The following is a 19,244-nucleotide window of genomic DNA, read 5'->3' as shown; positions in this document are numbered from 1 at the left end:
AAGTCTTTGTTATGCAAGTATAGGGATTTTGAGTATTTTACCGGTCTACTAATATTAATTATTGATGGCTACGATTAGAACGATGGAAGAGCGGGACAATAGCGCACTCGCTAAAATAATCAGAGACATCTTCATTGAATTCGATGCACCTTTGATTGGAACTGTTTATGACGATCCGGATACAGATAGATTGTATGAAGTATTTCAGCACCCCGGATGTGTTTATTACCTGGCAGAAGAAAATGGCGAAGTGCTTGGAGGATGCGGGTTGTATCCTACAAAAGGATTGCCGGAAGGATGCGCGGAGCTGGTGAAGTTTTATCTTTCACCTGCGGCACGCGGGAAAGGATTAGGAAGAATATTGATGGAGAAGGCAATTGCAGCAGCGCCGGGATTAGGATATAAGCAGATTTACCTGGAAACATTTGATCAGTTGGCCACTGCGGTGGGAATGTATGAGAAAGCAGGGTTCAGGAAGCTGGATAAGCCGATGGGAAATTCAGGACATTATAATACCACTTTGTGGATGATAATGGAGGTGAAATAAATTAAAAACGCTTTTGCCCCAAAGCAAAAGCGTTTTTAAAACGAAGGTGGCCTGCGGCAGCAAGGAAGAATCACTTTTTTCAGGCTGACGCCCGAGGATGACATTTCTCTACCCTTTTGGCTTTCTCTTTGTATCCGGCACTCTATACTTCTTCTCAGGAGTCAGCGACCAATCCGCCTCAAACCTACACCTCACATTCTCCACCTCTCCCTCACTCACATCCAGCAGCGCCGTATGCGGCAACAAGCTGCCATCAATGATATTCACACCACAAATATGTAAGGTCTCCTTCACCTGCTTCGGATCCGGCACCCCTGTACCCCTGTATTGTAATATATAGTTTGCCATAGCAATGAATTATTTTTCAGCTGTCAACATTCCTTTTCCTTCATAATTCGCACCAAACCCCATAGACTGAATCTTAGTTGAAAGATACTTCAGCATCTCATCTGCCCTTGCAGATGCCCTTGGCAAAGTCAGGATCTCTGGCGCAGCCGCCAACAACCGCGCTGCCATCCCCACCGCCGCCGGACAAGCCATGCTCGTACCATCCATAATCGCATACAAATCGTCCGGAAAGGTAGAAATAATCCCCACACCCGGAGCAGTCAGATCCGTTTCTGCTCCTATATTGGAAAAGTCTGCTATAAAGTTAGCTTTATCTGTGCCATAAGGAGACTTTACAATCCCCGTTTGTACCGTATTTTTTGGAAAAGTATTTTTACGCCCCATCGCAGACACCGCTACCGACAGACTGTAATTGGCAGGAAAATTCACCGGCCCCCTGTCATCATTGCCATTGGCACAAAAACACAAGATCCCTGCATTGTAAGCCTGCTTAATATAACTACTTATTCCTTCATCAGTTTCTGATTCACCCAGGCTCATATTGATAATGTCACATTCATCCTGGATCGCCTGCGCCAACCCTTTCATAATATAAAAGTTAGACGCATTAGCACCTTTAGGAAAGACCCTGTAGCTATAGATCTCTACACCGGCAGCCAGTCCATACACCCCACCATAGGCACTTACAATGCCCGCCACATGGGTGCCATGTCCTTCCCCATTATCTTTGAAATCTGTCGGATCTTCATTTGCCACACAATTCAAACCGCCACTTACCACCAGGTCCTTGTGCGGCCCCACCCCCGTATCGATGATACCTATGCGCAGCTTCTGCGTAATTTTAGGCCACTGTGGCGTATCGTAAAAATGACGCAGGGAATCAGTATAACCCGTATCTATTTTCTGCAATTTGATGGTGAGACTGGTAGCAGAAAAATTAGTCTTGTAATATCCCCAGTAAGTATGCTCCGGGTATACATAAATCCGTTCTATATGCTTGCTGGACAAAGTCAGCGAGAGCTTCCCCTTTGCATTGGTATTCCCTGAATCCCCCGTTCTGTTTTCAAAATCAGTAAAGGCAACAATGTAAATACCAGCTATGGGCGTACCGTCGGTATCAGTGACAGTCAGGTCCAGTTTTTTAGTTGTCTTGGTTTTCTTTGCCTTTTGCTGGATAGATTCACGAAATACCTGCGCTTTCTTGTAGAATTTTTCTTTAATAATCCGCAGGCCGGGATAAGAGAAACGGAAATCTGCCAGTTCTTCCTGACTAAGTTGTACCAGCTTGGCACCGTTGTCCTGAATAGAGTCAATAACTTTCACGGGAATTTTCTTTGCAGTTTTTTCAGGTCCACGGGTTTTCAGGCTAACAGCCTCCTTGCTTACTGCAGGCTCTAATACGGCTGTGAGAAAGTTTTCAACTTTAGGATTAGTGTCGGCAGTGGTTTGAGTTTCTGTGACAGGCAGCAGGATGTAGTTACCAGTCTTTGATTTGCTCTTTGCCATAACAGGTAGTTTTTTGAGTAAATTGATTCCCTTAATGGTAATAATAAGTTAACAGTATGAATTTACTAAACTAAATGCGAATCGCAGCTGCTAAAGAAATCAGCAGCTGCGATACAACCTGAAAAGAAAAGGCGGAAGGAAGACTGGTATTACATTTCGAACACTCAATAAAATATCGTTAATCTTTTAATGGTTGATATACGCAATGTTGCATAACTTTTAACTGGTGCTTTTGGGCATACTTCATGAGTTCGTGCAGCAGCTTTTTCCACTGCCCATGGCAGTTAAAAACAATCAGTGTTTTGCCATTTATACCAATGAGCATTTCCGCGATCCGTTTACCCCCTTCATCGATATAAAGTGCGCCCTTGCCGTCTTTATCCAGATCTACCTCCACTGTTGCATGGCCTCCTTTTTATAGTTCGAAAAGCTAAGACCCGAAAAGTTTTTGAAGAACTTGCTAAAATGAGCAATATCATCAAAGCCAAGCTGATGCGCGATCTCCTTCATACTGGCCCCTGAATAGGTGGCCTGCCGTTTGGCTTCGAGTACCACCCGCTGCCGGATGTGGTGACTGGCCGGAAAGCCGGATACCTTCTTCACCATTTCATTCAGGTGATTGGGCGTTACAGCCAGCTCACCTGCATAGTCCGCCACCAGTTTCAGAATCATGTATTTCTGGTCTACAATAGCCAGGAACCGGGTTACCAGATCTGATCTTTTGCAGGGCATGTTTCGAATACCTGCGGGCACAAACTGGCGGGTAAGGTAAATGAGGAAAATGTTGAGCAACCCTCTCAGAATTTCAGACCGGAGTAATAAATAATTGTCATACTCTTTCAGCATTTTCAGAACCATATCTTCCATTTCCAGCTGCATGCTTTCCTCTACCTTCAGCAGCCATGAATGAGGAGAACTACCCGCATGAAAGATCACAGGTTTATTGTATGCAGGCATGAGCAGAAAGTCCGGACTAAAAGAAATGACATAACCCTGGGTACCTGCTTCGGGCAAAAACTGATGGATCTGCCCGGGACGCAGGCAATACACATGGCCACCGGCAATGTCACGGGTTTCGAGGTCTACGCAAAAGGAGCCACCTCCCTGCCGGACCCAAACAATTTCAAATCCCTGATGACGATGTGGCTTTTTGTCGTGTAAGCGGCCATTTTGCTGTAACCATTCCATAGTGCGGATTTCAAAGAGAGGGGAATCGTGAATCGGTCTTGACATAAGGATGTAGTTAAGTGGGTTTCTTAAAATAGTACGAATTGCGATGCGACCAAAGAAAACAAATCATATACCACCCCGGCAAACCACTGTAATACAGCTACTTGATTTTTTTCTTTCAAGTGAAATTTTACGTTATTTAGTGAATTCACATTTTCGATTCACTCCATTTAGTGACTCCCCTGTCCCTGAAATTTCATTACTTTCACCTTACCGGATGACACCATGAAAAGCAAGACCAACAAAGCTGCTTTAGAAGACATTGACGCCATAAATCGACACATTACGAATATTAGCAATACAGTTACACCAGTTAGCAGCAGGAGGCAATTAATGAATAGTATAAAAAAGGAGTTGCGCGGCATCATCGATTTTGACTCCTCCTATATTGCTGTTTATGCTCAGGATTATCATTCCTGTTCCTGCTTTACGGAGAACCTGCTGCCACAGGTGGCTGCCGGTATTTCTACCCCACAACCCTTTTCGTGTATGGGACCACTCAAGCATTCCAAACCATTTACTTTCAGATACGATGAAGCTGGCGAAGCACTGTATGGTCAGTTGCCACTGGCAGGGCTGCACCGGGACAACGGTTTTAAAACAGCCTGCATTATTCCCCTCCGGATGCAGGGTGTACTCATGGGGTACCTGGCAATTGCTTCCTTTCATGACGATCACTTCCACCCCGCTCATTTAGGTATTTTTGAAAAGATTGCCGAACCAATTGCCACCGGTGTTTCTAATGTGCTGCTCTATGAGAAGCTGTTAATGGCACAGCATGAAAAAAGTCAGTTGCTGGCTATCAGCCAGGCGATGGCTACCATCAGAGACAAAGATGACCTGTTCAAACTGCTCGTAAACCGGATTCAGCCTATGCTGGGATTTGACAGAGGTGCCCAGATTTATACGATAGATCTGGCTGCGGGCACCGCATCTGTGTTCTTCCCGGATTATACAGAAATGGTGGGGTATGAGTTTCCGATTAAAGGCACCCCCCTGGAAACAGTGTTGGAGAAAGGTGAGATTTTCCCTGTATTTCGTGAATCTCCGTATCCTGATTTTTTACTCATTCAAATGATGAACAGGTTGCAGATCAATGGGGCCATCATGGCTCCGTTGCGGATAGGTGGCACCACGATCGGAACTTTCCAGGTCTTCAGTTCGCAGAAAGAGGTATTGCCAAAGGAACAGTATCCCCTGTTCCAGGGCATTGCCGACCAGGTAGCCCTGGCAGTAGCAAATATCCAACAGTATAGCGAACCGCCTGTACAACACCAGCATTTCGAAGAAATCATCAGCAGGAGCAAGAAGCTGCTGGAGATTTTCAGGAATATCCAGTTGGTAAGCCGTACGGATACTACTGTGCTATTATTGGGAGAGACGGGCACGGGCAAGGAACTCTTTGCGAAGGCGATTCATAACCTGTCTGACAGAAAAAACAAGCCATTGATCAAACTCAATTGTGCCGCCTTACCTGCTCAACTCATAGAAAGTGAATTGTTCGGGCATGAGCGGGGAGCTTTTACTGGCGCGATCGACAGGCGAATCGGGAAGTTCGAAATTGCGGATGGAAGTACCCTGTTCCTCGATGAAATAGGTGAATTGCCACTGGAACTACAGGCAAAACTGCTCAGGGCATTGCAGGAAAAAGAAATTGAAAGACTGGGAAGTAATAAGGTGATTAAAACAAATGTACGCATTATCGCCGCTACCAACAGGGATTTACAAAAAGAAGTAGCTGCGGGGCGATTCAGGTCAGACCTGTTTTTCAGGCTGAATGTATTTCCCATTCAATTGCCCCCATTGCGGGAGCGAAAAGAAGATATTCCCCTGCTGGCAGCTCATTTTCTTCAAAAGATGGCCGAAAAACTAGGACGGGAATTCAGGGGGATGAGTACAAAAGTATTGCAGGAACTGAATAATTATCACTGGCCGGGAAATATCCGGGAATTGGAACACGTGATTGAACGAAGTGCTATTGTGAGTAAAGGAAAGGTGCTGACCGTACTGCATTTGCCCCCTTTTTCGGCGGAGTCACCCCCTCCCGAAGTGCAGCAATGGTCGCTGAAGACCTGGAAAGAACATGAAAAAGAATATATCCTGCAAGCGCTTTCTTTATGCAATGGCAGGGTGAGCGGGGAAAAAGGCGCCGCCAAAATCCTGGACATGCCACCTACAACACTGGAGTCAAAAATGAGAAAATTAGGGATCCGAAAACAGCATTTCCCGATGGAGTAAATAACGATATTTCGCACCATTTTTAACAATATGACGATATATCGTCAATTCTGAAACGGACATTTATTCATAAATAACTGGTTTACAACATTATTAAGTTAGGCACAGGATATGACACTTTCAGGCAAAACACAGCTGTCATGAAGTATCCTGAATATTTTCCTTTACAGGAATTTAAGCACAAGGAAGCAGATCTTCCTTTTGAGATCCATCCTTTCCGGTGGAATGATGAATCTGTCAGAGCGCATAATGCCCTTCCTCACCGCCAGAACTTTATCGAAATTATCTGGGTAACGAAAGGACATAGCACATTGATCGTAGATATGCAGAAACATGAAATGCCTGCTAATAGTGTATACTGTGTTACTTCCGGACAAATCCACCAGCTGATTGGGAATGAACATACAGAAGGATATATTTATCAGTTCACTGAAGACTTCCTGTATATGGGGGAGCATGAGTTTGACCTGATGTACCATTCGGGGTTGTTTCAGGCTTTGTCACGATCGGCAGGCATTGAAGTTGATAGTGAGACAGCGGTGGAAATGAAAGAAATTACTGTAAAGATGATGCGGGAGGCGGATAATTTGTATTTGCTGCGGACAGAATTGATGCGAAGATATTTGAAGATCTTATTGATTTACCTGACCAGGCAATTGAGAGGGACTTTGCAAACGACGATTCAGACGAGGAATATTGAATTGGTGGAGAAGTTTAAGAATATGGTGGAGGCAATGTTTAAGAATAAGAAAAAAGTGGCAGATTTTGCGAGGGAACTATCTGTAACACCGAATTATTTGAATGAGATTGTGAAGAAGATTACGGGATATCCGGCGAGTCATCACATCAGGCAAAGAGTTGTGTTGGAGGCTAAGCGGCAGGCGGCGTATTCAGATGTGTGTATGAAAGAGGTAGCGTGGAATCTGGGGTTTTCTGATATTGCGCATTTTAGTAAGTTTTTTAAGAATTCGACGGGAACGAATTTCTCTGATTTTAAGAAAGAGTGTTTAGTATTCTCATCTGCAGCCAATAATATTTTTTAAATTATTAAACATGAATACTTCATATAGATTAGCGCGGCTGCTGGATGCTGAAGAACTTACCATAATGTCGATGGAGCTATATACCGAAATAAGTAGCCGCAAAGATTTTACGGAGAATAAGATTGTGGCTACGCTACGGTTTTATCAGCAATATCGTAATATGGGAGAAGTATTGATGATTGAATACAATGGCTGGCTGGCAGGGTACTCGGTTATTTTCAGGTTTTGGAGTCATGAATATGGAGGATTGATGGTGGGTGTGGATGAGTTATATATCAAAAAAAAATACCGCAGACTAGGGGCGGCAAAGCAGTTCATCAATCTGCTGATTGCTGCAGAGCGTATGCATCCGCATTTTGCGGGGATTGAGCTGGAAGCACATTATAGCAATACACTCGCACTTAAATTATTTTCTTCTCTTGGTATTCCGAAGAATGATAACTCCTTTTATATAAAGCTACTGAAGGAATAAGTTCCATAATCTGTACAAGTTATTCCGTTTAAACGCCATTGCAGGTATGTGATTGGATGATCATCTTTGTGCTACAATTTTACCAAGTTGGCATTGGTTATCATCCGGCTGTTTCTATCGAGGAACAGCCTTTTTATATAGTGGGATATTATTCCATTCTTTACATAGTGGGATGCTGTTCCACCAATGTCCACGATTGTGACCGGGCGTCCTTTTTCTTTGTGGCCAGTAGAATGTTCTCCTCCCCTTGTGTAATGTACAACTCCGTACCTTTCACCCTAATCAGGTAACTATTCTTTTCCCCAGGCAGAAACTCATACTGCTGATCGGCAATAGGTTGTTCTTCCAGCAATCCCCCTTCAGCAGCTGCTGCTTTAGGTTGTAACGTCTTACCAGAAAAAAGATTCTTCAACTGGTAAGTCTGCCCCTCCACATTTTTAAAATCCCAGGTCACACATTTCCAGTTTACCGGTGAGTAAGCTACAATGGGTGTACCATTGGCAGTGTTCGCATCCTTAATACGGAGTACCATACCGGAGGCTACATTCTTAATAGCATAAGTACCATGGATGGTCTGCGCATACGTGGTGACAGTAGCAATAACAACCGCCAGTGTACAGAATAAGTTTTTCATGCTGGATGGATTTTCTCTCTCAAATATATAAAAAAAGGCAGCGCCATACGGGGAATATGGCGCTGCGGGTTAACAACAACTTATCTACCTATTACAACTGTCATTTTTTAATTCCACCCGCCTCCCAGGCTTCTGTACAATTCCACCCCGGCACTCAGTTGCTGACGGGTAATGTCTGCCTGCGTCAGCTCAGCCTGCAGGGAATTTCCCTGTGCTGTGATCACTTCCAGGTAATTGGCCATACCGCTGCGGAATAATAATTGCGCTTGCTGGGTAGCCAATTGTGTCGTCTTTACCTGTTGGGAAGCGATTTCCTGCTGTGACTTCAGTTTGTCCAGTTTCACCAGGGAATTGCTCACCTCTCCTACTGCACTCAGTGCCAGCTGACGGAAACGAATAACTGCTTCTTCTCTTTGGATTTTAGCTACTTCCAACTGTGTTTTCAGTTGTCTGTGCTGAAACAATGGCTGAGTCAGACCGGCGCCAGCTACACCAAACAGGGAAGCCGGCACTGTGAACCAATCACTCGCTTTAAAGGCATTTAATCCACCTGTAGCGGTGAGGGTCAATGTAGGGTACATACTACCCTGCGCAACGCCTACCTTTGCATTGGCAGCTACCAGCGCCATCTCTCCTGCTCTTACATCCGGGCGTTTGCTGATCATTTTGGCAGGAATACCTACCGGCAGTGAATCGCGCATCAGGCTGGTGCTCAGTCGCTGATTGCGTGCAATGGTGCCCGGCAATTCGCCGGTCAGTATCCGCAAAGCATTTTCCTGTATAGCCAATGCCTGTTCCAGCTGCGGTATCAGCAATGCTGCTGTCTGCTGTTGGGCAATGGCCTGTTGCACGCCCAGTTCTGTCACATCGCCCGCTGCCTTTTGCAGGCGGATCATCTGCACAATGGTATCGCTCAGTGAAAGGCTGTTCTTTGCTATCTGCAACTGTGCGTCCAGCATCAGCAGGTTATAGTATGCATTGGCGATATCTGATACGAGGGTGGTTTGCACCGCATGTGCACCTTCGTAGCTTTCCAGGTAACTGGCCAGTGCTGCTTCTTTTTGTCTTTTGATCTTACCCCACACATCAATCTCCCAGGATACTGCTGCATTCAATGAATAGTCTTCGATATGATTTGCACCCAGGAATGATTCCAAACTGGTACCATTCAAACTGTTATCTGAAGGGTTGGTGGTACTGGCCGCCACATTCAGCGTGGCAGTTGGCAGCCAGGCTACCTTTGCCTGTTTAACGTAAGCTGAAGCTTCTTCGATCCGTTTTACTGCCAGCTGCAGGTCGTAGTTACCACTCAGGCCAGCGCTGATGAGTCTTTGTAAGGTCGTATCTGAAAAGAACTCCTTCCATGGCATTCCAGCTACGCTGGTATCCGAAGGGGCTTTGTCGCCAAACTGCTCCGGCAGTACCAGGGCAGGCTGTTTGTAGTCACGGCCTACCCGGCAGGCTGCCAGAATTGTAACTATAGCAATGAAGACGGTTAGGACACTGATATATTTTTTAGTCATCACTTTTTTCTTTATTTTTTTTAATACTCTGCTGCTGTCTCCATATCTTCCTGTCTTACAGGCTTGCCGCTAATGCGTTCCTGTATATACTGGAATACGATGAACAGCACCGGTATCACAAAGATGCCCAGCAATACGCCTGTCAACATCCCTCCTGCTGCACCGAAACTGATAGAACGGTTACCCTGTGCAGATGAACCTGTGGCTCTCATGAGTGGTGTCAGACCAACGATGAATGCAAAGGATGTCATGAGGATCGGACGCAAACGTAACCTGGCCGCTTCCAATGCTGAAGCCAGCAGCCCCATTCCTCCCCTGCGCCGCTGTACGGCATACTCTACGATCAGGATGGCGTTCTTAGCCAGCAGACCAATCAGCATGATCAGACCTACCTGTACATATATATTGTTGTCTATCCCTGCCAGATTGATGAAGGCAAATACGCCAAAGATACCCAGCGGTATAGAGAGGATTACTGAGAATGGCAGAATGTAACTTTCATACTGTGCAGACAGCAGGAAGTATACGAAGATCAGACACAACAGGAAGATGATACCTGCCTGACCACCGGCTGCAATTTCTTCTTTTGTCATACCCACCCACTCATAAGCGTAACCTCTTGGCAGGTATTGCGCTGCTACTTCTTCCACAGCCTTGATTGCATCACCAGTACTATAACCCGGTTTAGGCTGACCATTGATGGATACTGCATTGAAGAGGTTATTGCGGGTTACAGTTTCAGGGCCATACACTCTTTCCAGCTTTACCACTGTATTCATGGGCACCATTTCACCTGTTTCGTTCTTCACAAACACTTCATCCAGTGAAGAAGGTTCTGCACGTGCAGGTACGTCTGCCTGTACAATCACCCTGTAATATTTACCAAAGCGGTTGAAGTCAGATGCGTAAGTGCTACCATAGAATACCTGCAATGTTTGCAGGATGTCGGATACTTTCACACCCAGCTGTTTCGCTTTGCTTTCATCGATCTGTACGCTGTACTGTGGGTTACCGGCGTTGAAAGTGGTGAAGGCAAAAGCAATTTCTTTGCGCTTCATCAGTTCACCGATAAAACCATAGGATGTATTCGCCAGTTTGTCCAGCGGGCCACCGGTGCGGTCCTGCAGAATTACTTCGAAACCATCTACGTTACTGAAACCGGGTACGGTAGGCATGTTGAACATGAAGATATTGGCTTCAGGAATTCCTGCCAGTGCGCCCTGCATCATACCCATTACAGCTTTCAGGTCTTTCACCTGTCCCCGCTGTTCGAATGGTTTCAGTTTTACGAAACCTACGCCATATGCAGAACTGTTGGAATTGGTGATGATGTTAAACCCGGATACGCTCAGGTATGCATTTACTGACTGGAAGTCGTGCATGATTTTTTCCACCTTGCCTACTACTTCCCTGGTACGTTGCAATGAAGCGCCGGGAGGCATGGTGATGGAGTATACCACGAAACCATTATCTTCTGTAGGAATGAATCCGGTAGGTGTACGCTTTACTAAGTATACGGTTGTAGCGGTGATCAGTATCAGACCACCTATTGCAATCCATTTACGTCTTACGAGGAAACGGAGACTATTGATATATTTTGAAGTAACTGCATTGAAACCAGTATTGAAAGCATTGAAGAAACGACTGCCGAAGCCCATGGATGTGTGCTTTGATTTGTGGTCGTCTCCGTGGTGTATATTCTTCAATAACAGGGCACAGAGTGCAGGACTCAGGGTCAATGCATTCAATGCAGAGATCAGGATCGCGATGGCCAGTGTAAAGGCGAACTGACGGTAGAACACCCCGGCAGGGCCCTGCATGAAACCAACAGGTACGAATACCGCTGCCATGACAAGGGTGATGGAAATGATCGCACCTGATATTTCCTGCATACTGGTGATGGTAGCGTTCCGGGGCGACATATTGATCTTTTCCATTTTGGCGTGGACCGCCTCCACGACGACGATGGCGTCATCCACCACGATACCGATAGCCAGTACCAGTGCAAAGAGGGTGAGCAGGTTGATGGTAAAACCAAACAGCTGCATAAAGAAGAAAGTACCTATGATGGCTACCGGTACTGCGATAGCTGGAATCAGGGTAGAACGGAAATCCTGTAAGAAGATGAATACAACGATAAATACCAGTATAAATGCTTCCAGCAGGGTATGTTTCACCTGGTCGATAGATTCATCCAGGTATTCCTTGGTGCTATAGATATTGAAATATTCTATGCCTTTGGGGAATTGCAGGGCTGCTTTTTTCATCAGTGCATTGGCAGCTACCTGTATATCATTGGCGTTTGAACCTGCTGTCTGATAGATAGCGATACCAATACCGTATTTCCCATTCACCTTGGTGTCACTGCTATATGTAAAGGAACCGAACTCCACTCTCGCCACGTCTTTCAGGCGCAATAAAGAACCATCAGCATTTGCCTTCAGCACCATATTCTCATAGTCTTCATGCTGGTTCAGTTTTCCTTTATATTTTAATACATATTCGAATGCCCTGTCGCTGCTTTCACCGAAACGGCCGGGGGCTGCTTCTATGTTCTGCTCATGGATGGAGTTCAATACATCCTGTGGAGAAAGGTGGTTGGCAGCCAGACGGTCAGGGTGCAGCCAGATACGCATAGAGTAATCTTTGGCACCGAATACCATGGCCTGACCTACACCGGTGATACGTTGTATTTCAGGAATGATGTTGATCTTTGCATAGTTCTGCAGAAATTTCTCATCATATTCCTGTGTATTACTCATCAGGTTCACCACCATGATCATACTGTTCTGCTTCTTCTCTGTGGTGATACCTGCGCTGACCACTTCAGATGGCAACAGGCTGGTAGCTTTTGCTACGCGGTTCTGTACGTTTACTGCTGCCATGTCAGGATCGGTACCCAGTCTAAAGTACACGCTCAGGGTCATGGAGCCGTCGTTGTTGGAGGTAGAGGTCATGTAGGTCATGTTCTCTACACCGTTTACCGCTTCTTCTATGGGGGTGGCTACGGAACGGGCTACCACTTCGGCGTTTGCGCCGGGATAGGATGCTGTAACGGCCACGCAGGGAGGGGCGATGTCCGGGAATTGTGTAACCGGCAGTGTGAATAGGGATAAGATCCCCAACAGCACCAACAGGATGGAAACCACCGTTGCCAGTACCGGCCTTTCTATAAATCTTCTTAACATAAATCTTTAGTTGAATTTTTTACAATGGCGATGCCTTCTATTAATAATTCCTATAACAATAGGATTACTCAGGCTCCCCATTTTACAATGGCTTTACCTTCAGCAGGCTATCCATAGACATCGGCTGTGGTGTAATCACAGCTCCATCCTGTAATCTTCCTAGTCCTGAATACACAATGCTCTCACCAGCCTGCAGTCCCTTCTCTACGAAGTAGTAAGCACCATTCTTACCAGAGATAGTAATTGGCTTGCTCGCCACCTTATTGCTATCTCCTACTGTGAACACAAATACTTTGTCCTGCAGCTCATAGGTCGCTTCCTGTGGTACCAGCAGCGCAGCAGAGAGTTGTTCCGGAATGCGTACTTTACCTGTATTACCAGAGCGAAGCAGCCCCGCACCATTCGGGAACACAGCACGGAAACTCACAGCACCCATTGTTTTGTCAAACTGACCTTCCATTGTTTCTACATGACCTTTTTCGGCGTAGATACTATTGTCAGGCAGCACCAGGTCTACAGCAGGTAATTGTTTCACCTTGTCGGCAATGGTATTACCAGCTATTTTATTTTTAAATTTGAGGAAGTCAATTTCACTCATAGAGAAATAAGCATACACTTCATTTACATCTGATAACAAAGTAAGTGGCTGTGTTTCTCCACGACCTACCAGGCTACCGGTTTTGAAAGGAATACGACCGATGTAACCACTCACCGGGGCAGTGATCAGGGTGTATCCTACATTGATACGTGCATTGCCCACATTTGCCTGTGCCTGTGCTACGCTGGCTTTCGCAGCCTGGTATGCCGCATTGGCGGTTTTCAGTTGTACGTCAGATACCACATTGTTCTGTACAAGTGGTGTAAGACGGTTTACTTCCACCAGGGCCTTTTCTTCATTGGCCTGTGCAGCGAGCAGGAGTGCTGATGCATTACTCAGTTGTTCCTGGTAAGTACGGTCGTTGATGCGGAATAAAGGTTGTCCTGCTTTTACATAAGCACCTTCATCCACAAAGATTTTGTCGAGGTATCCATCCACCTGTGGGCGGATTTCAACATTTACCTTTCCTTCTACCGTTGCATTGTACTCGCGGTACGTAGTAGCAGGAATGGAAGTTACTTTCAGCACTGGCAGTACTGCTGCCGGCGGACCTCCTGCATTTTCTGTTTTTGCAGAAGAAGAGGCACATGATGAAAGAAACGCGACAATAATGATACTATAAAGAAGACCTGCTGGTCCGTGTTTTTTGTGCGCTTGTTGTAATAAGAATAAGTGATTCATACAATTGTTCATTTTAAGAAAAGTATGGCAATAGATAGCCATGCCGCCAGTGGCGAAGGATTAAGGCAAACGTCTCCTTTTCATGAAGACATAAAACCTCCTTAACAAAGGAATAAAACCTCTTTAATAAAGACGCCTGGTCCCTTTCACGAAGGCATACCCCTCCCTTTCACGGTGGTTACCGGTTATTAAATAACGACAGTTATTAGAGATAGAAAGGCCACCCCACCCGCCTGAACCGGGCAATCAGATGACAAAGTTTTTTGATTGGTTACTGCTAAGAAAAATTTATGAACAGGTTAGCAGGAGAAATTTTGATACTTCATGTGCTAGTGGTTTTTAAGGACGACATTATTTCAACATCATCATGTTATGATTATTATAACTACACAAAAGTACAATGATCAACAAGGAAGTTCATTTAACTAATTACGGTATTAATTGTACTTTTCCCGGATACTCTTCTGGAAGGTCGCTGGTGTATACCCAGTATGCTTTTTGAAGAAACGATTGAAGTATCCATCGTCCTCAAACTTAAGCTCCCAGGCAATTTCCTTGATTGTATGTTCGCCGTAAAACAAGAGTCTCTTGGCTTCCATTACCCGTTTTTCGTCAATGATCTGCTTGGCGGTTTTTCCCAACACAGCCTTGATAGTATCGTTGAGATGACCGGGCGTCACATACATCATGTCTGCATAATGTGCTACCTGCGTTTTGTCTTTGTAATGAACATCAGATAATTCATCGAACTGGCGTACAATGCGGTTAGGCAGCGTATCTGTCTGCATACCGGCAATGTCGCGCTGTGGCAACCGGGAGATGGCAGCAATGAGTGAATGCAGCATGTTGCGGATAATCAGCTCCCGCAATGGCTGACTGTTTTCCATCTCTCTCAGCATGAGACGTGCAAACCCCATCAGATCTTTCAGTTGTGCGTCTGTAAGCTCAATCACGGGTGTACCACACACGCAGCCCCAGCAGATAGGGCTACCCAATCCGGTTTCATTCACCAGGAACTCCTGTGAAAAAATGATATTAACGACCTCGCATAAACTATCTCCTGTATGCTGATGTACCTGGTCCGGATATAACATCACTACAGCAGGTCCCCTGACAGTATATTTTTCGAAGTCGATATATTGTGTTGTTTCGCCTGATAGCACAAGTGTGATACTGAAATGCTTACGGCGATGCGGTTCTTTCAGATCTTCTGGTTGTACCAGGTAGGTAGTCCGGTTGATAAAGAACCCTTTTAATGGATTCTGCACATCAACACAGTCGTCAACATTATAAACTGGTATGACTACATTAGTCTTCATATCACATACAGTTTAGTCGTTAAAAAGAAGAGGGCTCAGTTGTAAAAGTTCAGAGGCAGTGCCATTCTAGCTACAGAATCGGCATGGATTAGTTAGTCGGCAGGATTGTAATCAGTAGATGATTAGCAGATTATAGATATTACATAGTGCGACAAAAGTATAGTATACATTTCATATTTCATCGAACTATTTTTACATGATAATTATATCTATTATCTGCAATTATTATTAGCCGGCTAATTAAATAAGCAAAAAATGTTATTTCTTTAAATTTCCCAATACCTGCATGAGCAGACGTTTTAAGATTATCCTTTCTTCTGTACTTAGTCCTTCCACCATTTGTTGTTCCAATTGGTTCCAGGTTTGTTCTGTGATATGCATGGCGGCCTCCTTACCCTTTTCAGTAAGGGAAACCCTGACAGCGCGCTGATCGCTACAGCATTTTTCTTTTACCAGGAAGCCGTTTTTTTCGAGACGGTCAGCCATACGGGTGACGGTCACGGGTGTGACTTCCATGTTGGTAGTAAGGTCACTGAGCATGATGCCGTTGTGACATAGTACCTGCTGAAGAAAGATCTCCTGGCCGGCATGCAGATTGTATGCAGCCAGCATTTGATTTCCTTTGTTTCTGTGCGCTTTGCCAATTTGTACCAGTAGGTGACCCAGGGTACTGCACATAAGCGGTTTGTTCATAGGACAAATATAATAATTAGCCGGCTAATTAAAAGTATTTTCGAAAAAAAACGCTTTTACCTGCGGTAAAAGCGTTTTTTTTCGAGGGGACTGGACTTTTTACTGCTGCCGCAGCAAAAAGTCAGGAAAGCAGGAAATTGACTGCAAAGAGTTATTTCCCCGCAGCCGCCTCCTTCTCCTTAGGGCGTTCCTTTACTAATATAAGATCTGCCAGCAGTACGTTCATCGGAATATTTCCCAATTTCACTATACCACGCTTATCACGTATTTCGATCAGCTTACCCACCTGGCCGTTTGTTTTAATTTTTACGAGATCCCCTATTTCGAGACTGCCACCCAGCACTTCCTGGAATTTATCCTGTACCTTTTTCTCCAGTTTGTCATTAATAGCCTTCTCCCGTTTTCTAAACAGGAGCGCTTCCGCCTGCTTCATCACCTTCTGTTTGTCGTCGGTGCGCTTCCATTCGACCACTATCTGCTTCATTTTGCGCTCCATATCTTTCAGGTAGGCCAGTTCGTCTTCCTTGATTTTGTTCTGGAGTTTCAGTATCCCAAACTGCTGGTTCTTCCTTTCCTTGTCAGAAAGCACCTCGTACTCACGTTTCAACCTTTCGTTTTCACGCAGTAACTGTTGTAATTCCTTCTCCTTTGCCTCTACCTTTTGCAGGTCCTGTTCTGCTTTGTTCAGGAGCTTATCCAGCTGGAAATGCCCTTCATCCACCAGGTTTTTGGCCCTGTTGATCAACGCGGGATGCAATCCTATTCGCTGTGCAATGGAGAATGTATAGGAGCTACCGGGTTTACCTACAATCAGTTTGTACATCGGCGACAGGTTCTCCTCGTCAAAACCCATAGCCCCGTTGATGATACCTTTCACCTTGTTCGCCATTACCTTCAGGTTCAGGTAGTGGGTGGTTACAATACCAAACGCGTGCTTCTTAGCCAGCTCCTCCATGATCACCTCCGCAAAAGCGCCACCAAGGTTCGGATCAGAACCACTTCCCAGCTCATCGATAAAAAAGAGGGTCTTACCATTCGCATTTTCCATGAAATGCTTCATATTTTTCAGGTGCGAACTATAGGTACTCAATTCAAATTCGAGTGACTGGGTATCCCCAATGTGGATCATCAGTTGTCTGAAAATACCGAGCTGAGAGCTGGGATGTACCGGCACCAGCAGCCCTGCCTGCAGCATGAGCTGAATCAGGCCAACGGTTTTCATGGTCACCGTTTTACCACCTGCATTCGGCCCGCTGATCACAAGAATATGATTATTGTTGTCCAGCGTGAGGTTAACAGGAATGGTTGGTTTGGCATTCCGACGGTTGTACAACAGCAACAACGGGTGATAAGCATCTACCAGGTGCAGTTGTGCATTCGGCGTGAGCATTGGGTAATTACCATCCATATCCAGTGCCAACTTAGATTTGGCACGAATAAAGTCGTAAGTACCGAGAATAATGTGGTAGTTGTTCAGCAGCAGTGAATGTTTGCTCAGGTCCGCAGTCAGGGTACGCAATATTTTGTATACCTCACGGCTTTCATCCCTTTCCAGGGAAGCTACGTCATTATTCAGCTCAATAGTTTCTTCAGGTTCTATGAATGCTGTACGACGGGTATCGGATTCTCCATGGAGAATCCCTTTCACCATCCGTTTGTTTTCAGCATAAATAGCCACTACCCTCCTGCCATTCAGAAAAGCTTCGCCGGTGTCGGCAAGGTATCCCAGTTTGCTGAGTTTTGACAAACTACGGTCAAATACACGGCGTAGTTCATTCCGCTTGCGGAACAGTGACATACGGATCCTGGACAGCTCCGGAGTAGCGTTGTCCCTTACCAACCCTGCTTCATCCAGTATTTCATCAATGATCAGGATGATCTTCTTTTCGTAGTGGGTATGAGTGATCACCTCGAACAGGCCCGCGTAAGTAACGCGCCTGTCGTGATCAAAAAAGCGCACAATGCTGCCCATGCTTTCGGCCAGCTTGCGCAACTGCATTACCTGCTCACCGCTTAATACCGCTCCCTGGATACCCAGTAAGCGCAGTTCATTTTTCAGGTTCAGTACATAATCGTTGGGAAAATGTTCCTGCAGCAGGGTGAGCTGCTTATATTCGTGCGCCTGCTGTAATGCCGTTTTAACGTAATCAATGTGGGTATGTAAACGCAGTTCCTGCGCCATTTCTTTACCCAGCTCCGTTTTACAATGTTCCTCCAACAAAGCCTGCACTTTGTCGAATTCCAGCTGTACTAACGCTGAATCGGGAAAATACTTCATCTTAAATTTAATTCCATACAAAGCCTGCGGTTACAATAGCACAGGCGGTTAAAATTGGTTTTTGGCCATTCAAAAGAATGTTAAAGTTAATTAACTTGGCGATCTGTTACATCAATCTTATCGTAATTTAACTTGTCTGGGGTCGAAGTGCTTACGCCTGTAAAACTACTCCAAACGATAAAAATCATGCGAAGATACTCATTATTAAGCTGTTTGCTCGCCATCACCTTTGTGGCCTGCGCCCAGGGCAAACCATCGAAAGATAAAGTACCGGGTGATATGGCTATTCCCAAAGACGTAAAAGTGGAGACCGCAACCTTTGGCGGAGGATGTTTCTGGTGCACAGAAGCACAGTTCCAATACCTGGATGGGGTGCTGAAGGTAGAATCAGGTTTCTCTGGTGGCACGGTGAAAAATCCCTCTTATGAGGAGGTGTGCACCGGCACAACGGGACACGCAGAGGTGATCCAGGTGACTTATGACCCTGCCAAAATCTCTTACGAGGAGTTGCTGAAGGCTTTCTGGACCGCCCACGACCCCACCCAGCTGAACAGGCAGGGGAATGATGTGGGTACCCAGTACAGGTCTGTAATTTTCTATCATAATGAAGAGCAGCACAAACTGGCAGCGCTGTACAAGGACAAACTGGATAAATCCGGGGCGTACGATAAACCGGTGGTGACAGAGATTGCTCCTTTTACGGCGTTTTATAAGGCAGAGGATTATCACCAGGATTATTATAAGCAAAATGGGTCACAGCCCTATTGTCACTTTGTGATAGCACCCAAACTGGAGAAATTTAAGAAGGTGTTTAAAGATAAACTCAAAACTGACACGAATTAATTGGGGGAAACCTACCTAAAAATCGCTAAAAAAAGGGGGATGTATCAAAACTTTGGTATATCCCCTTCTTTTTTGCCGCCAACTAAAAAAATATATATTATAT

At 45.3% G+C, this 19,244-nt stretch carries 16 protein-coding genes; 5 read left to right on the top strand and 11 right to left on the bottom strand.

The features are described from left to right. The first annotated feature begins 64 nt into the window (after positions 1-64). The gene (locus ABDW16_RS04240; RefSeq protein WP_343667930.1) at positions 65-547 is read left to right on the top strand and encodes a GNAT family N-acetyltransferase; all 483 of its coding nucleotides are present in this window, start codon (positions 65-67) and stop codon (positions 545-547) included. A 108-nt stretch (positions 548-655) separates the two neighbouring features. Here the strand turns inward: ABDW16_RS04240 and ABDW16_RS04235 are convergent, their stop codons facing one another. The 4 genes from ABDW16_RS04235 to ABDW16_RS04220 form a co-directional block, all read right to left on the bottom strand. Further along, complete coding sequence (locus ABDW16_RS04235) at positions 656-895, bottom strand: hypothetical protein (protein WP_343667929.1); 240 nt, start codon at positions 893-895, stop codon at positions 656-658. Between the two features lie 9 nt (positions 896-904). Beyond that, the gene (locus ABDW16_RS04230; protein WP_343667927.1) at positions 905-2,401 is read right to left on the bottom strand and encodes a S8 family serine peptidase; all 1,497 of its coding nucleotides are present in this window, start codon (positions 2,399-2,401) and stop codon (positions 905-907) included. A 178-nt stretch (positions 2,402-2,579) separates the two neighbouring features. Further along, positions 2,580-2,798 (bottom strand): hypothetical protein, encoded by a 219-nt coding sequence (locus tag ABDW16_RS04225; protein ID WP_343667925.1) that lies wholly within the window; start codon positions 2,796-2,798, stop codon positions 2,580-2,582. Continuing rightward, a complete protein-coding gene (locus tag ABDW16_RS04220; RefSeq protein WP_343667924.1) occupies positions 2,789-3,634 on the bottom strand; it encodes a helix-turn-helix transcriptional regulator in 846 nt (281 codons plus the stop codon). Before ABDW16_RS04220 ends, ABDW16_RS04225 begins: the two co-directional genes overlap by 10 nt. A gap of 222 nt (positions 3,635-3,856) precedes the next feature. On the opposite strand from ABDW16_RS04220, the gene ABDW16_RS04215 reads away from it, so the two are divergent. From ABDW16_RS04215 to ABDW16_RS04205, 3 genes are all read left to right on the top strand, one after another. Continuing rightward, positions 3,857-5,869, top strand: coding sequence for a sigma 54-interacting transcriptional regulator (locus ABDW16_RS04215; RefSeq protein ID WP_343667923.1), 2,013 nt, complete (start codon positions 3,857-3,859; stop codon positions 5,867-5,869). A 140-nt stretch (positions 5,870-6,009) separates the two neighbouring features. Next, positions 6,010-6,912, top strand: coding sequence for a helix-turn-helix domain-containing protein (locus ABDW16_RS04210; protein ID WP_343667922.1), 903 nt, complete (start codon positions 6,010-6,012; stop codon positions 6,910-6,912). Between the two features lie 10 nt (positions 6,913-6,922). Continuing rightward, the gene (locus tag ABDW16_RS04205; protein ID WP_343667921.1) at positions 6,923-7,384 is read left to right on the top strand and encodes a GNAT family N-acetyltransferase; all 462 of its coding nucleotides are present in this window, start codon (positions 6,923-6,925) and stop codon (positions 7,382-7,384) included. 160 nt (positions 7,385-7,544) lie between these two features. On the opposite strand, the gene ABDW16_RS04200 is transcribed toward ABDW16_RS04205, so the two are convergent. The 7 genes from ABDW16_RS04200 to ABDW16_RS04170 all read right to left on the bottom strand — a co-directional run bounded on the left by ABDW16_RS04200 (position 7,545) and on the right by ABDW16_RS04170 (position 18,298). Next, positions 7,545-8,018, bottom strand: coding sequence for an RICIN domain-containing protein (locus tag ABDW16_RS04200; protein ID WP_343667920.1), 474 nt, complete (start codon positions 8,016-8,018; stop codon positions 7,545-7,547). Positions 8,019-8,125: 107 nt separating this feature from the next. Further along, positions 8,126-9,541, bottom strand: coding sequence for an efflux transporter outer membrane subunit (locus tag ABDW16_RS04195; protein WP_343667958.1), 1,416 nt, complete (start codon positions 9,539-9,541; stop codon positions 8,126-8,128). A 20-nt stretch (positions 9,542-9,561) separates the two neighbouring features. Beyond that, on the bottom strand, positions 9,562-12,729 hold the full coding sequence (locus tag ABDW16_RS04190) for an efflux RND transporter permease subunit (protein WP_343667919.1): 3,168 nt from the start codon (positions 12,727-12,729) through the stop codon (positions 9,562-9,564). Between the two features lie 82 nt (positions 12,730-12,811). Continuing rightward, positions 12,812-14,008, bottom strand: coding sequence for an efflux RND transporter periplasmic adaptor subunit (locus ABDW16_RS04185; RefSeq protein WP_343667918.1), 1,197 nt, complete (start codon positions 14,006-14,008; stop codon positions 12,812-12,814). Positions 14,009-14,445: 437 nt separating this feature from the next. Beyond that, positions 14,446-15,327, bottom strand: a complete 882-nt coding sequence (locus ABDW16_RS04180; protein ID WP_343667916.1) for an AraC family transcriptional regulator — start codon at positions 15,325-15,327, stop codon at positions 14,446-14,448. Positions 15,328-15,585: 258 nt separating this feature from the next. Further along, the gene (locus tag ABDW16_RS04175; RefSeq protein WP_343667915.1) at positions 15,586-16,020 is read right to left on the bottom strand and encodes a MarR family transcriptional regulator; all 435 of its coding nucleotides are present in this window, start codon (positions 16,018-16,020) and stop codon (positions 15,586-15,588) included. 151 nt (positions 16,021-16,171) lie between these two features. Beyond that, complete coding sequence (locus tag ABDW16_RS04170; RefSeq protein ID WP_343667914.1) at positions 16,172-18,298, bottom strand: DNA mismatch repair protein MutS; 2,127 nt, start codon at positions 18,296-18,298, stop codon at positions 16,172-16,174. 303 nt (positions 18,299-18,601) lie between these two features. Here ABDW16_RS04170 and msrA point away from each other — a divergent pair, with 303 nt between their 5' ends. Further along, positions 18,602-19,141: a peptide-methionine (S)-S-oxide reductase MsrA gene (gene msrA / locus ABDW16_RS04165; protein ID WP_343667957.1), complete on the top strand. Its 540-nt coding sequence runs from the start codon at positions 18,602-18,604 to the stop codon at positions 19,139-19,141. Positions 19,142-19,244 lie beyond the last annotated feature (103 nt).

This window comes from Chitinophaga sp., assembly GCF_039596135.1.
Lineage (GTDB): Bacteria > Bacteroidota > Bacteroidia > Chitinophagales > Chitinophagaceae > Chitinophaga.
This window is presented reverse-complemented; position numbering and strand designations above follow the sequence as displayed.

Excerpts from the sequence above, each read along its gene's own strand:
- ABDW16_RS04180 (WP_343667916.1), bottom strand. The coding sequence starts at position 15,327 with ATGAAGACTAATGTAGTCATACCAGTTTATAATGTTGACGACTGTGTT.
- ABDW16_RS04175 (WP_343667915.1), bottom strand. The coding sequence starts at position 16,020 with ATGAACAAACCGCTTATGTGCAGTACCCTGGGTCACCTACTGGTACAA.
- ABDW16_RS04240 (WP_343667930.1), top strand. The coding sequence starts at position 65 with ATGGCTACGATTAGAACGATGGAAGAGCGGGACAATAGCGCACTCGCT.
- ABDW16_RS04230 (WP_343667927.1), bottom strand. The coding sequence starts at position 2,401 with ATGGCAAAGAGCAAATCAAAGACTGGTAACTACATCCTGCTGCCTGTC.
- ABDW16_RS04200 (WP_343667920.1), bottom strand. The coding sequence starts at position 8,018 with ATGAAAAACTTATTCTGTACACTGGCGGTTGTTATTGCTACTGTCACC.
- ABDW16_RS04215 (WP_343667923.1), top strand. The coding sequence starts at position 3,857 with ATGAAAAGCAAGACCAACAAAGCTGCTTTAGAAGACATTGACGCCATA.
- ABDW16_RS04220 (WP_343667924.1), bottom strand. The coding sequence starts at position 3,634 with ATGTCAAGACCGATTCACGATTCCCCTCTCTTTGAAATCCGCACTATG.
- ABDW16_RS04205 (WP_343667921.1), top strand. The coding sequence starts at position 6,923 with ATGAATACTTCATATAGATTAGCGCGGCTGCTGGATGCTGAAGAACTT.
- ABDW16_RS04190 (WP_343667919.1), bottom strand. The coding sequence starts at position 12,729 with ATGTTAAGAAGATTTATAGAAAGGCCGGTACTGGCAACGGTGGTTTCC.
- ABDW16_RS04195 (WP_343667958.1), bottom strand. The coding sequence starts at position 9,541 with ATGACTAAAAAATATATCAGTGTCCTAACCGTCTTCATTGCTATAGTT.
- ABDW16_RS04210 (WP_343667922.1), top strand. The coding sequence starts at position 6,010 with ATGAAGTATCCTGAATATTTTCCTTTACAGGAATTTAAGCACAAGGAA.
- ABDW16_RS04235 (WP_343667929.1), bottom strand. The coding sequence starts at position 895 with ATGGCAAACTATATATTACAATACAGGGGTACAGGGGTGCCGGATCCG.
- ABDW16_RS04170 (WP_343667914.1), bottom strand. The coding sequence starts at position 18,298 with ATGAAGTATTTTCCCGATTCAGCGTTAGTACAGCTGGAATTCGACAAA.
- ABDW16_RS04185 (WP_343667918.1), bottom strand. The coding sequence starts at position 14,008 with ATGAATCACTTATTCTTATTACAACAAGCGCACAAAAAACACGGACCA.